This window comes from Phenylobacterium sp. T106 (genome assembly GCF_057219735.1).
This window is the reverse complement of record NZ_JBXVWA010000010.1, coordinates 97,169-111,295: the sequence shown is the minus strand read 5'-3', so window position 1 is coordinate 111,295 and position 14,127 is coordinate 97,169. Positions and strand designations below refer to the sequence as shown.

Below are 14,127 nucleotides of genomic sequence, written 5' to 3'. Positions count from 1 at the left end.
GAGCAATCATTCTCTCCGGAATGCCGTCGAAGCCGCCCAACCGGCCCCAAGCGCAAACGCCATGGCGGCCAGACCGTAGGACCATGGGCCCTGATGAGCCCAGACGTAAAGAGCCCTTTCGATGCCGACCTTTTCGACCGTCAGGGTCCGGGTTCGCCGCGAGACGGCGCGCCCGTTCTGGAACAGCAGGATGTCGACGCCATAGACGCCTGTGGGCGCGCCCGTCGGAAGCGCGATCTCGGCCCGGAAGAGCCCGCGGTCCACAAACCGCACGCCGCCGTCGTCCTCGTGGTAGAGGCCCGCCTTCTCCTTCAGCCGCACGACCGCCCGCCGCCACACGAAGTAGTCTTCGCCCAGGCGCGACACCACGACGTCCTTGACCCCGTAGCGCGTCTCGACCCGCTGCTCGGCCGGTGCGTTGATGGTGAGGTGGTCGATGCCCGCGCCCAGGCGCCGCAGGGTCCCGAAGGTGGCGATGTCCCCCAGCGGCCGGTTCGAGGCGGCGCGGTAGAACCCCGGCGCGCCGCGGAAGACCACGGGGCGGCTGTTGAGCCAGAGTCCGGCGACCTGCTGCTTGCGGGACAGACGGACCGGCTGCTCGGGTCCGCGGACGAGGATCACGACGTCGCTGGGCCGGGCCGCGGCGTCGAAGACGGCGCCGTAGAGGACGATGCGGGCGCCGCGGAAGTCCGACTTCACCTGTACGGTCGCGTCGGTGAGGGCCGCCGAGATCACGGGCGCGGCCGCGGCCGCCGGAGAGGGCGGCAGGGGCGGAGAGGGCGGCCCGGGGGCGGCTACGGCGGCCAGCGCGGCGAGAGCTGCGATCACCCGCTTGCTCCCGACAGCAGGACGAAGGGCTCCTCCGGAGCCAGGAACAGGCCCAGCCCCATGCGCAGCCCGACGATGAGGACGATGAGGGCGAGGATGGCCCTGAGCTCCTCGGCCCGGAAGCGGGACGAGGCCCGCGCGCCGAACTGGGCGCCAATGATGCCCCCCAGGATCAGCAGCGCGGCGAGCAGGATGTCGACGGTCTGGTTGCGTCCCGCCTGCAGCACGCCGGTCAGGCTGGCGGTCACGATGATCTGCAGGAGGCTCGTGCCGACCACCATGCTGGCGGGCATGCGCAGGACGTAGACCATCGCCGGGACGAGGATGAAGCCGCCGCCCACGCCCATGATCGCCGACAGGACGCCCACGAAGGCGCCGAGCATGAGCGGCGGGATCACGCTGATGTAGAGCCGCGAGCGCGGGAACCGCATCTTCAGCGGCAGGCCGTACAGCCAGATCGGCCGGCGGTCGCGCCGGGGCGGCTTGGGCTCTCCCCGGCGCCGCCGCAGGATCGCGCCGAGGCTCTCGGTCAGCATCAGGCCGCCGATCACGCTCAGGAACAGAAGATAGGACACCGACACCACAAGGTCGGCCTGCCCGAGGAGCCGCAGCCAGCGGAAGAACTCGACGCCCGCGAAGGCGCCGACGACGCCGCCGGCCGCCAGGACCCCGCCCATGCGCAGGTCCACCGCCCGGCTCCGGCTGTAGGCCATGACGCTGGACATCGAGGACGCCGCCACATGGTTGGCCATGGACGAGACGGCGACCGGGGCGGGGATCCCCAGGAACACGAGCATCGGGGTCATCAGGAAGCCGCCGCCGATGCCGAACATTCCGGAGATGAAGCCCACCACGGCGCCCAGGGCGACGATGAGCGGCGCGTTCACGGAGACTTCGGCGATGGGCAGATAGATGTCCACGGACCCGCGCTACGACCGGAGCGGGTCCGAGGTCAACGCGCCGCGGTGATGATGGGGCCGCTGTCGACCTGCTCGCGGCGGTATTCCGCCAGGGCGCGATCATAGGCGACGCTGGCGCGACCATCGATGGGGCCGCTGTAGTAGCCGAGGCGGGCCAGGACGCCCTGGGTCTGCCGCACGTTCATGGACCCGCCCGCCAGGCTCGCCCCGCCGACGCCGGCAGCCGGCTCGCGGGACGCCATGGGCTTCGCCGCCGGCTTCGTCCGCGGGCTGAGGTCGCTCAGCGCGCGCCGGGCTTCCGCGTCGCCGCGCGAAGCCGCCTGACCGAACCAGTGGCGCGCCGCGGCGAGATCCCGCGGCACGCCGCTGCCGGACTGATAAAGCAGGCCGAGATTGTACTGGCTCTCGACGACGCCGGCCTCCGCCGCCTTCTGGAACCAGCGGGCGGCGCTGACCGCATCGGCCGGCCCGCCTTCCCCCCGGAAGAGATAGACCGCCAGGTTGTGCATGGCCTTGGCGTCGCCGGCCTCGGCCGCCAGGATCGTCAGGCGACGGGCTTCCACGGGGTCGCGCGGCAGGCCGGCTTCGCCGCTGTCGTAGAGCTGGGCGAGATACAGCAGCGCCGGGGCATGACCCGTCTGGGCGAGGGCCTTCAGTTGCTGCAGGGCGCCCGGGAGGCCGGCTTCCACATCCGCCCGGACCTGGGCGAAGACCGCTGGCGGGGCGCGGTCGGTCGCATCGACCGGCGAGGCGGCCAGCGACGCGGGGCCGCGGGCCATGGCGGCTCGCGACGTCTCGGGCAGCTTCGCCTGTTCGACGGCCGGAGCCGGGCCCTGCATGAGGGTGAGACCCGCGGCGCCGACGCTGAGGAACGCCGCGCCGCCAGCGATCATCATCGCGGTCTGCAGCGCGGTGTTGGGCGCGGGCCGGCGAGGCTTGCCGCCAAACCCCTGGAACAGCCGCCCCGTCGCGGCCGCGGCGTCGACCCGCGCGCGCATCTCGAGCGGCTGCGCCTTGGCCGCCCGCGCCGCGACCCTTGCACGCTCGATCACCTCGCGCGTGGACAGCTCCGCGTTCGCTTCGGCCGCTTCCGTGCGCGACTCGAACAGCGCCTCGTCGACGTCATCGGCGATCGGCGCGAACTCCTTCGGGATGTCCGCCTCTGGAACGTCCAGGTCGAGGCGGCGCCACGGCGGGCTCACCACCTCGTGCTCCGGCTCCGCCTCCGCGCGCGACAGGAGCTCGGGCCCGAAGGGGGCTGCGGCCGGGTCTGCGGCGCCCGCATTCAGGCTCCGGACGATGTCGGTCCAGTTCGGATCGGCGGCATCGGTCTCCGACGCGGTCGCAGGCGCGGCCTCGACGGCGGGGGCGATGGCCTCGTCCAGCGTGGCTGCGTCCGCAGCCGGGCGCCCGGATAGGGATTCGGTGACCTTCGCCAGCTCGGCCTGCAGGCGCTCGAACGCCTCGGCCTGCGTCTGCTCCTGGCGCGCGAGCCGCAACTCCACCGCGCCGGCGATGCGCGCCACCTCCGTCCCCACCTGATCGATGGCCTCGGCGCTCTTCGCGTCGACGTCGCCGAGCTTCCGGCTGACCGCCTCGGCCATGGCGAGCACCTGGCGGCCGATGTCTTCGACCGCCTGGACGGAGCGGCGCTCCGCCGCACGGACCTGCTCGGTGAGCTCCGCGAACCGGGTTTCGATGCCGGCGCCGGCCGCCGTGGAGAGCATCTCCGCCACCTGGCCGCGGGTCGCCTCGACCTTCTCCGTGAGCGTCTGGGCCAGGGTTTCGAAGCGCGCGTCCAGGGGAGCCGCCGAGTGGCTCGCGCCTCCCTCGACCGCGGAGAGTCGCCGGTCGAGGCCCGCCAGGGCGTTCGTCAGGTCCTCGAGAGCCGTCGTCGTGTGAGCCTCGGCCGCGGCGAGGCGCTCGCCCAGGCGCTGCAGCACGGTCTCGACGACGATCTCGGGTTCGGCCCGGGCCAGTCGCGTCTCGAGCGCGCGGAGCGCCTCGGCCGACCGCGGGCCGGCCGGCTCCGACTCCAGCCGTCCCAGCCGCTCGCCCAGGCTGCCCTGGTGGGTCTGGGCCTCGGCGAGCAGGCTTTCCAGATGGTTCGAGCGCGCCTGCTGCTCGCGCTCGGACGCCTCGATCCGCGCCAGGGCCTGGCGGACCGAATGCTCGATGCCGTTGATGGCAAGGCCAGTGCGCGTTTCCGAGGCTTCGATTCGGTCGGTCAGACGGTCCAGGGCCGCGGCGACGCCGGCGAGTTCCGGCTGTGGCGGCGCGCTGGGGACGGGGCGCAGGCGCGGCTCCTCGGCCACGCGTGACAGGCGCTCGCCGAACTGGCTCTCAACCGTGATCTCGTCGGGGATGTCATCCTCGAGGATGACCCGGTTCAGCCACTCGCCGAGCGTCATGCCAGAGCGCCTGGCGAGGTCCTTGGCGACCTCTCGGGCTTTGGGGTCGATCCCCTTCACGCTCCAGGGCGCCCCCGCGCTCATCCGAATCGCATCTCCGATGAAGCGAAACGCTACCGGCCATTTGTGGGGGTGTAAACGAAGCCTTAACGCAACATCTAGTGGCGAGCCACCGTTCCTGTGGATGGCGCGACGCGATTGCGCTAGGGCTCCTGCATGGATATCCGTACGGCGCTGGCGCTCTCAGGAGCCTGTCTGGCGGTCGGCGTCCTCGCGGGCTGGCGGGGCGCGCGACCACCGGATCCGATGCGGGGGCCGCGCATGGTTCCCTGGCGCTTCCTCATGCTGCTGGCGGTCTCGGGCGCGATCATCTTCGGCTTTGCCGCTGCGCAGCTCGCCGGGTTCGGGTCGCCGCCTCGCTAAGCCGCCGCCTTGGGCTCTGAGGCGCCGGGCGGGTCGCCGTTGCGCTTCGGTCGTTTCGCGAGGCCGGCCATGCCGCCCGAGGCCAGGAGGCCGGCGTCGGCCATCAGCCGCGGGATCGCCCATTTGCGCGGCGCGGCCACGAAGCGGGGCTGCCAGGTCGGGTCGTACTTCGCCTTGTAGTGACGCACGCCCTGGAAGTTGTAGATCTCCTCGCCCCGGTCATAGATCAGCCGGCCGACCCGGCTGAGCGTCGGCGCGAGGGGACGGTCGTCGAGCCCGGAAAGCGGCGCCATGCCGAAGTCGAACGCGGCGTATCCCTGCTCCTGGCCCCACCGGATGAGCTCCACGAACAGGAAGTCCATGATCCGCGGCGGGCCCTCGGGCACGAAGCGCATCAGGTCGATGGAGAAGGCGCTGCGGGAGGCCACCGGCCAGAGCGTGGCGAAGGCGATGATCCGGCCGTCCCAGCGCACGACGGCGATGGGGAACTCCAGCACATAGGGCTCGATGAAGCCGCCGAGGGAAAATCCCTTCTCGCCGCCGGCGTGCGTCTCGAGCCAGGCGTCCGAGATGCGGCGGAACTCGGGCATGAGAGGCGGGATATCCGGCGGTTGGATCATCTCGAAGACGGCGCCGTCGTCCTTGGCGCGGCGCCACGCGCGGCGAAGGTTGCCCCGGCGCGTGCCTTCGATGGTGAAGCTCTCCAGGGGCGCCACCGCGCCCTCGCCCATCTTCTGGATGGCGAAACCCAGCTCGACGATGTCGGGCAGGTCGTCGGCCTCGAGATTGTAGAAGCCGGGGCGGGCCGCGTGGGCGTCCGCCAGTTCGCGGAAGCGCCAGAGCAGCTCCAGGCGCTCGTCGCGCCGCCCCACGGTCGAGCCCAGGGCGATCCAGCTGCGCCCCCGGACGCCGAACATGAGGAAGCTCTCGCCCGAGGCGGAAAACAGGAACCGCTTGTCGCCGAGGAGGGCCAGGTTCGACGTGGGCCGCGCGACCTCGGCCTTCGCAAGGATCGCCCTGACGCGGTCCAGGTCGGGGTCTTCCTCGCCCACGATCGGCGGCATCGCGGCCGATCCCAGCATGCGCCAGACCCCAAACACGAACAGCAGGATGGCCGCGCCGCCCCAGGCCCGGAGGGAACGCGCGGCGTCCTCGTCCGCCATCACCTGCCACCACGGGAATTCGCCGTAGTCCGCGTTCTGGAACGACCACAGGCCGATCATCCCCGCGCCGAGCAGGAAGCAGGCGGCGGAGAACAGCCAGCCGGGGGTCACCTCCATCCGCGTGAGCGCGGCCTTCCGGGGAAACGCATGATGGAACGGCGCGAGGGCGACCGCGAGCGCGGCCAGCATGGCCGTCTCTTCCCAGACGAAGCCCTTGATCAGGCTCAGCGGGGCCGCCACCAGCAGGGTCACGATGGTGGCCGCCCAGGCGGCGTCGAGCCGGGCGCGCAGGCCGAAGGCCAGGACCACGAGGACCAGCCCGAGGATGCTCGACAGGAAGTGGCTGATCTCGATCAGGATCGCCGGCTCGATCTCCATCACGCGTATGAAGCGCGTGGGAATCGAGGGGCGCGCGCCGGACGCCAGCAGCAGCACGCCCAAGGCCAGCGTCAGCAACGCGGCGCCCCAGGGGGCGAGGGCGGTGACGGCGGGATGGCGGAGAAAGCGCATCGAATCGCTTGTATAGGCGACGTTGGCTGCGGTGTGCTCAAACGTCCGTTTGATTGCCCTTGCCCGTGGTCCGGCGGTCGCTAGAGTTGGCGATCAAAGTGCAAGTATCTTGGGAGACCGGCATGGCCGATTTCGGCGCCTCGGAGCTCGACGCGTTCGCCCGCGAAGTTCGCGCGGAACTCGCCGCAATGTACCCGCCCGAGCTCAAGGACGGCAGCGCGCGGACGGACCCGGAAGCGGTCTGGGGCGGTCGCCGCTTCGCCGGCTCGGACGATCCCCAGGTCACCTGGATGAAGCGCGTGGCGGCCAAGGGCTGGACCACGCCCACGTGGCCCAAGGCCTACGGCGGCGCCGGGCTGTCGGCGGCCGAGGCGCGGGTGGTCGAGAAGGAACTGGCGAAGTACCGCCCGCCGCTGCTGGCCTTCGGCATCTGGATGCTGGGACCGGTGCTGCTCGAGTACGCCAACGAGGAGCAGAAGCAGGAGCACCTGCCGAAGATCGTCAACGGCGAGATCCGGTGGTGCCAGGGCTACTCGGAGCCGGGGGCCGGCTCGGACCTGGCCGGGCTCGCCACCCGCTGCGAGGACAAGGGCGACCATTGGCTGATCAACGGATCGAAGATCTGGACCAGCTATGCCGATAAGGCGGACTGGTGCTTCTGCCTGGTCCGTACCGATTTTTCGAAGAAGCACGAGGGCATCAGCTTCGTGCTGATCGATATGGCGTCGCCGGGCGTCGAGACAAGGCCGATCCAGCTGATCTCGGGCGAGAGCCCGTTCTGCGAGACGTTCTTCACGGACGTGAAGATCCCCAAGGGCAACCTCGTCGGCCGGGTGAACGGCGGGTGGGAGATCGCCAAGCGGCTGCTGCAGTACGAGCGCCAGAACATCTCGGCCGGCTTCGGCGAGGGCGGCTCGGCGGGCGGCGCCTCGGGCGACCTGGCCTCGATCGCGAAGACCTACGGCGCGGCCGAGGACCCCGACCTGCGCCGCCGGATCACCGAGAACAAGATGAACTTCCAGGCGCTGCGGCAGACGATCGCCCGCTCGGCCGCGGAGTCCCGGGCCGGCAACGGCCCCTCGGCGACGACGTCGATCATCAAGTACGCGGCCGCCGAGTTCGCCAAGGAGCGGTCCGAGCTGATGATCGAGGCGCTGGGCCACCAGGGCCTCGGCTGGGACGGCCCGGGCTTCGAGACGCCCGAGATCATGGCCACCCGCGGCTGGCTGCGGACCAAGGCCAACTCGATCGAGGGCGGCACCTCGGAAGTGAACCTCAACGTGGTGGCCAAGCGCGTGCTGGGCCTGCCCGACCCGAAATAGGAGCAACCCCGATGGCCGACTTCGGCGGCGCGGACCTGGACGCCTTCCAGGTCGAGGTGCGGGACTGGCTGGACGCCAACTTCCCGAAGAGCCTGGCGAACGACGTCAACGCCCAGCTGGCCAAGCTGCAGGCGCGGCCCGAGAGCGAGGACGCCCTGAAGTGGCGCCGCGCGCTGGGCGCCAAGGGCTGGGGCACGCCGACCTGGCCGACGAAGTACGGCGGCGGCGGCCTGTCGCGCGATCAGGCGCGGGTGCTGGCCGAGGAGATGGCGAAGGTGGGCGCCCGCAACCCCATCGGCGGCATGGGCGTGTCGATGTTCGGCCCGACCCTGCTGGAGTACGGCAGCGAGGCGCTGAAGCAGGAGCACTTCCCCGGCATCGTCTCGGGCGACGTCTGGTGGTGCCAGGGATACTCCGAGCCGGGCGCAGGTTCCGACCTTGCAAGCCTGCAGACTCGGGCCGAGGACAAGGGCGACCACTTCCTCGTAAATGGTTCAAAAATATGGACTTCTGGAGCTCAGTACGCCGATAGGTGCTACTGCCTGGTGCGTACCGATACCTCAAAGAAGCATGAGGGGATCAGCTTCCTGCTGATCGACATGAAGGCGCCGGGCGTCGAGGTGCGGCCGATCCTGCTGATCAACGGCACGTCGCCCTTCTGCGAGACCTTCTTCACCGACGTGAAGGTGCCGAAGGACCAGCTGTTCGGGCCGCTGAACGGCGGCTGGACCATCGCCAAGCGCCTGCTGCAGCACGAGCGCGACGGGATCGGGGCCAGCCTGGGCGCCGGGAACATCGGCGGGGCTGCGGTCGTGCCGACGGTGATCGAGGCGGCGAAGGCCAACGTGGGGCTGGACGCGTCCGGCCGGCTGGCCGACCCCGACCTGCGCCGCCGCGTCACCGAGCACCTGATGGAGAATCGGGCCTTCCAGCTCACCGTCAGCCGCCAGCGCGACGAGGCCAAGGCGGGCAACGGGCCGTCCAACCTGGCCGCCGCCATGAAGTACGCCGGCGCCAAGATCGCCCAGGACCGCAACGAGCTGGTGATCGAGAGCCTGGGCCACCAGGGCCTGGGCTGGGACGGGGAGGGCTTCGGCGCCGGCGAACTGGCCGCCATGCGCTCGATGCTGCGCTCGAAGGCCAACTCCATCGAGGGCGGCAGCTCGGAGATCAACCTCAACGTCGTCTCGAAAAGGGTTCTCGGTCTGCCGGACCCGAAGTAAGGTCTTAGAAGAAGCGGTACGAGAAGCCGCGAATAGGGAGAAACGGCGATGGCGGATTCCGGCGGCGCCCTGGACGCCTTCCGCGCCGAGGCGCGGGCGTGGCTCGAGGAGAACTATCCGAAGTCGCTGCGCGAGGACCGGCGCGCCGGCGAGCGCGCCATGGTCGGCGGCTTCAAGCCCGAGGGCGACCACCTGCTCTGGAAGCAGCGCATGGCCGAGAAGGGCTGGGGCACGCCGACCTGGCCGAAGAAGTACGGCGCGGGCGGCCTGTCGCCGGCCGAGGCGCGGGTGCTGCAGCAGGAGATGGAGCGCATCGGGGCCTACAACCCGATGGTGGGCATGGGTCTCTCGATGTTCGGCCCGACGCTGCTGGAATACGGCACCGAGGAGCAGAAGCAGCGGCACATTCCGCCCATCGTTCGTGGTGAAATCCGCTGGTGCCAAGGGTATTCGGAACCCGGCGCAGGATCTGATCTGGCGTCTCTACAGACGAAGTGCGAGGACGCTGGAGATCACTGGAAGATCAACGGCCAAAAGATCTGGACAAGCGGGGCTCAATACGCCGACTGGTGCTTCTGTCTTGTTCGAACCGACACTTCGAAGAAGCATGAAGGCATCAGCTTCGTCCTGATCAACATGCACCAACCGGGCGTCGAGACGCGGCCGATCCGGCTGATCGCCGGGTCGTCGCCGTTCTGCGAGACCTTCTTCACCGACGCGCGGGCCGAGAAGGACGACATGGTCGGGCCGCTGAACGGCGGCTGGACCATCGGCAAGCGCCTGCTGCAGCACGAGCGCTCGGGCCAGGGCGGCGGCCGCATGACCGGCGGCGCCTCGATCTCGGACCTCGCCAAGAAGTACGTGGGCCTCGACGACGAGGGCCGGCTGGCCGACCTGGACCTGCGCTCGCGGGTCGTGGCCAACCAGATGAACGCCAAGGCCCACGCGCTGACCATCGTCCGCGCCATCGAGGAGTCGAAGGGCAACGTGAACCCCTCGGCGACGACCTCGGTGATGAAGAACTCCGGCACCTGGATCGGCCAGGAGCGAGCCGAGCTGGCGCTGGAGATCATGGGCCACCAGGGCCTGGGCTGGGAGGGCGAGGCCTTCGACAAGGACGAGCTGGAGGCGGTGCGCAGCTGGCTGTCGGGCAAGGCCTGGACCATCTTCGGCGGCAGCCAGGAGATCCAGTCGAACATCGTCTCGAAGCGGATCCTGGGCCTGCCGGACACGACGCAGGCGGTGTGACATCCGTCATGGCCCGGCTTGTCCGGGCCATCCACTGGGCTGTGAGGTGACGGTTGGAGTGCGGGGCGCCGCCATCCGTCGCCTTCGACTCACAGCCCAATGGGTCCCCCGGACGATCCCCCGGACGAGCCGGGGGAGGGGGATGACGACGGGCAGCGGCGACGATGGGCCGGGAACAGGGAGGAGCTGGACATGGCTGACTTCGGCGGACCTGATCTGACGGCGTTCCGGGGCGAGGTCCGGGACTGGCTGGCGGCCAGCTTCCCCGCGTCGCTGAAGGGGCAGGCGCCTCCGGAGGGGCGGGAGCTGACGCCGGATCAGGACGCCTGGCGCAGGGCCATGGGCGAGAAGGGGTGGGGCGTGCCCACCTGGCCCAAGGCCTATGGCGGCGGCGGGCTGTCGCGGGCGGAGGCGAGGGTCATCGCCGAGGAGCTGGCCGCCATCGGGGCCTACAATCCGATCGGCGGCATGGGCGTCATGATGTTCGGGCCCACGCTGCTGGAGTACGGCAACGAAGAACAGAAGCAGCGCCACATCCCGCCGATCGTGCGCGCCGACCTGCGCTGGTGCCAGGGCTTCTCTGAGCCCGGCGCGGGCAGTGACCTGGCGTCGCTGCAAACAAAAGCCGAAGACAAGGGCGACCATTGGCTGGTCAGCGGCCAGAAGATCTGGACAAGCGGAGCCCATACGGCCGACTGGTGCTTCTGCCTCGTCAGGACCGACAACACGAAGAAGCATGAAGGAATCAGCTTTCTGCTGATCGACATGCGCTCTCCGGGCGTGGAGACGCGGCCGATACTTCTGATCAACGGCACGACGCCTTTCTGCGAGACCTTCTTCACCGACGTGAAGGTGCCGAAGGAGAACCTCGTGGGGCCGCTGAACGGCGGCTGGACCATCGCCAAGCGGCTGCTGCAGCACGAGCGGCAGGGCATCTCGGGCGCCAACCAGACGGGCGCGCCGGGCGTGACGCCGGGCGGGCCCATCGAGGCGAAGGCGGCGGCCTATGTGGGCCTCGACGACACCGGCCGGCTGGCCGACCCCGACCTGCGCCGCCGGCTGACCGAGCACCTGATGGAGGAGCGGGCGTTCCAGCTCACCGGCCGGCGCGCGGCCGAGGAGGCGCGGTCGAACTCGGGGCCGTCGGCGGCCAGCTCGGTGCTGAAGAACGTCGGCTCGAAGGTGCGGCAGGACAAGGCCGAGCTGACCGTCGAGCTCCTGGGGCACCAGGGCCTGGGCTGGACGGGCGAGGCGTTCCACGCGGACGAGCTGGGCGCCACGCGGGCCTGGCTGCGCGGCAAGAGCGGGACGATCGCGGGCGGCTCCTGGGAGGTCCAGCTCAACATCATCTCGAAGCGCATCCTGGGACTGCCGGAGGCGACGCAGAAGGGGTAAGGAGTTCCCACATCCGTCATGGCCCGGCTTGTCCGGGCCATCCATTGGGCTGTGAGGTGACGGTAGAGTGCGGGGCGCCGCCGTCGGTCGCCTTCGACTCACAGCCCAATGGGTCCCCCGGACAAGCCGGGGGATGACGCGCACAAGGATTTTGAAGAGGACGGATATTTCCGATGGCTGATTTTGGTGGCGGTGCGGATCTCGACACCTTCCGCAAGGAGGTCCGCGAGTGGGTGGAGGCGAATTTCCCCGCCTCGCTCAAGGGCAAGCCCAACCCGATGGCGGGCGAAGGCCGGGCCGAGAAGCCCACGGCCGACCAGGAAGCCTGGCGCAAGGCCGTCGGCGAGAAGGGCTGGGGCACGCCCACCTGGCCGAAGGCCTACGGCGGCGGCGGGCTCTCGCCGGCCGAGGCGCGCGTGATCCAGGGCGAGTTCGCCCGGGCCGGCGCCTACAACCCCATCGGCGGCATGGGCGTCATGATGTTCGGCCCCACGCTGCTGGAATACGGCACCGAGGCGCAGAAGAACGAGCACATCCCGCCCATCTGCCGCGGCGACCTGCAGTGGTGCCAAGGTTTCAGCGAGCCGGGCGCCGGCTCTGACCTGGCGGCCCTGTCGACGAAGGCCGAGGACAAGGGCGATTACTTCGCCATCACCGGCCAGAAGGTGTGGACAAGCGGCGCGCAGTACGCCGACTGGTGCTTCTGCCTGGTGCGGACCGACCCGTCGAAGAAGCACGAGGGCATCTCGTTCGTGCTGATCGACATGCACCAGCCGGGCGTCGAGGTGCGGCCGATCGTCCTGATCAACGGCCAGGCGCCCTTCTGCGAGACCTTCTTCACCGACGCGCGCGCCGAGAAGAAGGACCTGGTGGGCCCGCTGAACGGCGGCTGGACCATCGCCAAGCGCCTGCTGCAGCACGAGCGCAGCGGCATCTCGGGCATGGGCGGCGGCATGATGGGCCCCTCGCTCTCGGACCTCGCCAAGAAGTACGTGGGCGTGGACGAGGAAGGCCGCATCGACGACCAGGACCTGCGCAACCGGATCATCCGCAACGCCATGGAGACCAAGGTCTTCCAGCAGACCGCGTTCCGCGTGATGGCCGAGAGCCGGGGCAATTCCGGTCCGTCGGCCGCCACCTCGATCATGAAGAACGCCGGCACCTGGATCGCCCAGGAGCGCCACGAGCTGACGCTGGAGATCATGGGCCACCAGGGCCTGGGCTGGGAGGGCGAGGCCTTCGACAAGTCCGAACTCGAGATCGTCCGCGCCTGGCTCTACGGCAAGGCCTTCACGATCTTCGGCGGCAGCCAGGAGGTGCAGTCGAACATCGTCTCCAAGCGCATCCTGGGCTTGCCTGACCTTACGCAAGCGAAGTGATGGATTGACCACGGACCACACGGACAACACGGACGAACGCGTGACAGGACCAGCCGCGGGAAACTTGAGTGGAGGCGCGCCGACGGCGCGCGGTCCTGCCAGCGGCATGTCGATTGTCGGTGTGGTCCGTGTGGTCCGTGGTCGAAATTATTCTGGTCGCCGCGCCGGCGGCGGACACTATTGAAAACGCACAGAATTTCACGAGGAAAGACATGGCCGTACTGACCGAAGAACAGAGCATGCTGCGGGACTCGGCGAAGAGCTGGGTCCAGGAGAAGTCGCCCGTCACCGCCTTCCGCAAGATGCGCGATAGCGGGGCCGAGCTGGGCTACGACGTGGCCGCCTGGAACGAGATGGCCGAGATGGGCTGGGCCGGGGTGATCATCCCCGAGGAGTACGGCGGCTCGAACTTCGGCTACCTGAGCCTGGGCCTGGTGCTCGAGGAGCTGGGCCGCACGCTCACCGCCTCCCCGCTGATCGCCTCGGGCCTGGCCGCGGCCTCGGCCCTGATCCTGGGCGGCAACGACGCCCAGAAGGGCGAGTGGCTGCCGAAGATCGCCGACGGCTCGGCCGTGGCGACCCTGGCGGTCGACGAGGGCCCGCACCACCGGCCCGACAAGGTCGAGGCGACCGTCTCGGGCGGCAAGCTGACCGGCAAGAAGACCTTCGTGCTGGAGGGCATGGCCGCCAACGTCTTCGTGGTCTCGGCCAAGGAGAACGGCGCCGTCGAGCTCTTCCTGGTGAAGGCCGACGATCCGGGCGTGTCGCGCCAGAAGCTGTCGCTCGCCGACAGCCGCGGGGCGGCCAACGTCGAGTTCAACGGCGCGGCGGCCGAGAAGCTCTCGGGCGGCGCGGCGCTGCTCGAGAAGGTGCTGGACCGGGCGCGGGCGGGCATCTCCGCCGAGATGCTGGGCGCCGCCACCCAGGCCTTCGAGACCACGCTGGACTACCTGAAGACCCGCGTGCAGTTCGGCCAGGTCATCGGCAGCTTCCAGGCCCTGCAGCACCGCGCGGCCAAGATGTTCACCGAGCTGGAGCTGTCGCGCTCGGCCGTCGAGGCGGCGCTGGCGGCCATCGACGCGGACTCGCCCGACGTGCCCGAGCTGGCCAGCCTGGCGAAGGCCAAGATGGGCGACACCTTCCACCTGATCTCGAACGAGATGGTGCAGATGCACGGCGGCATCGGCATGACCGACGCCCACGACGCGGGCTTCTACCTGAAGCGCGCCCGCGCGGCCGAGGCGGCCTACGGGAACCAGGCGTTCCACCGGGACCGCTACGCGCGGATCCAGGGGTACTGATCGA

At 70.0% G+C, this 14,127-nt stretch carries 11 protein-coding genes; 7 read left to right on the top strand and 4 right to left on the bottom strand.

Features of this window, described 5'->3' with window-relative positions:
- Positions 1-6: 6 nt before the first annotated feature.
- The 3 genes from AC2D8W_RS19500 to AC2D8W_RS19490 are packed head-to-tail and all read right to left on the bottom strand — an operon-like array spanning position 7 to position 4,243.
- Positions 7-828, bottom strand: a complete 822-nt coding sequence (locus AC2D8W_RS19500; protein ID WP_484672921.1) for a TIGR02186 family protein — start codon at positions 826-828, stop codon at positions 7-9.
- Positions 825-1,748 (bottom strand): sulfite exporter TauE/SafE family protein, encoded by a 924-nt coding sequence (locus tag AC2D8W_RS19495; RefSeq protein WP_484672920.1) that lies wholly within the window; start codon positions 1,746-1,748, stop codon positions 825-827. Before AC2D8W_RS19495 ends, AC2D8W_RS19500 begins: the two co-directional genes overlap by 4 nt.
- A 32-nt stretch (positions 1,749-1,780) precedes the next feature.
- Positions 1,781-4,243, bottom strand: coding sequence for an SEL1-like repeat protein (locus tag AC2D8W_RS19490; protein WP_484672919.1), 2,463 nt, complete (start codon positions 4,241-4,243; stop codon positions 1,781-1,783).
- 132 nt (positions 4,244-4,375) lie between these two features.
- Here AC2D8W_RS19490 and AC2D8W_RS19485 point away from each other — a divergent pair, with 132 nt between their 5' ends.
- Entirely contained in the window at positions 4,376-4,582 is a 207-nt protein-coding gene (locus AC2D8W_RS19485) for a hypothetical protein (protein ID WP_484672918.1), read from the top strand.
- Here AC2D8W_RS19485 and AC2D8W_RS19480 read toward each other — a convergent pair.
- The gene (locus AC2D8W_RS19480; protein WP_293482758.1) at positions 4,579-6,255 is read right to left on the bottom strand and encodes a phosphatidylglycerol lysyltransferase domain-containing protein; all 1,677 of its coding nucleotides are present in this window, start codon (positions 6,253-6,255) and stop codon (positions 4,579-4,581) included. The genes AC2D8W_RS19485 and AC2D8W_RS19480 overlap by 4 nt on opposite strands.
- 122 nt (positions 6,256-6,377) lie before the next feature.
- On the opposite strand from AC2D8W_RS19480, the gene AC2D8W_RS19475 reads away from it, so the two are divergent.
- The 6 genes from AC2D8W_RS19475 to AC2D8W_RS19450 all read left to right on the top strand — a co-directional run bounded on the left by AC2D8W_RS19475 (position 6,378) and on the right by AC2D8W_RS19450 (position 14,123).
- On the top strand, positions 6,378-7,577 hold the full coding sequence (locus tag AC2D8W_RS19475) for an acyl-CoA dehydrogenase family protein (RefSeq protein ID WP_293482759.1): 1,200 nt from the start codon (positions 6,378-6,380) through the stop codon (positions 7,575-7,577).
- 11 nt (positions 7,578-7,588) lie between these two features.
- Entirely contained in the window at positions 7,589-8,800 is a 1,212-nt protein-coding gene (locus AC2D8W_RS19470) for an acyl-CoA dehydrogenase family protein (protein WP_484672917.1), read from the top strand.
- 48 nt (positions 8,801-8,848) lie between these two features.
- Complete coding sequence (locus AC2D8W_RS19465; RefSeq protein ID WP_484672916.1) at positions 8,849-10,048, top strand: acyl-CoA dehydrogenase family protein; 1,200 nt, start codon at positions 8,849-8,851, stop codon at positions 10,046-10,048.
- Between the two features lie 192 nt (positions 10,049-10,240).
- Entirely contained in the window at positions 10,241-11,443 is a 1,203-nt protein-coding gene (locus tag AC2D8W_RS19460) for an acyl-CoA dehydrogenase family protein (protein ID WP_484672915.1), read from the top strand.
- A 173-nt stretch (positions 11,444-11,616) separates the two neighbouring features.
- Positions 11,617-12,822: an acyl-CoA dehydrogenase family protein gene (locus AC2D8W_RS19455; RefSeq protein ID WP_293482764.1), complete on the top strand. Its 1,206-nt coding sequence runs from the start codon at positions 11,617-11,619 to the stop codon at positions 12,820-12,822.
- Between the two features lie 212 nt (positions 12,823-13,034).
- Complete coding sequence (locus tag AC2D8W_RS19450) at positions 13,035-14,123, top strand: acyl-CoA dehydrogenase family protein (RefSeq protein ID WP_484672914.1); 1,089 nt, start codon at positions 13,035-13,037, stop codon at positions 14,121-14,123.
- Positions 14,124-14,127 lie beyond the last annotated feature (4 nt).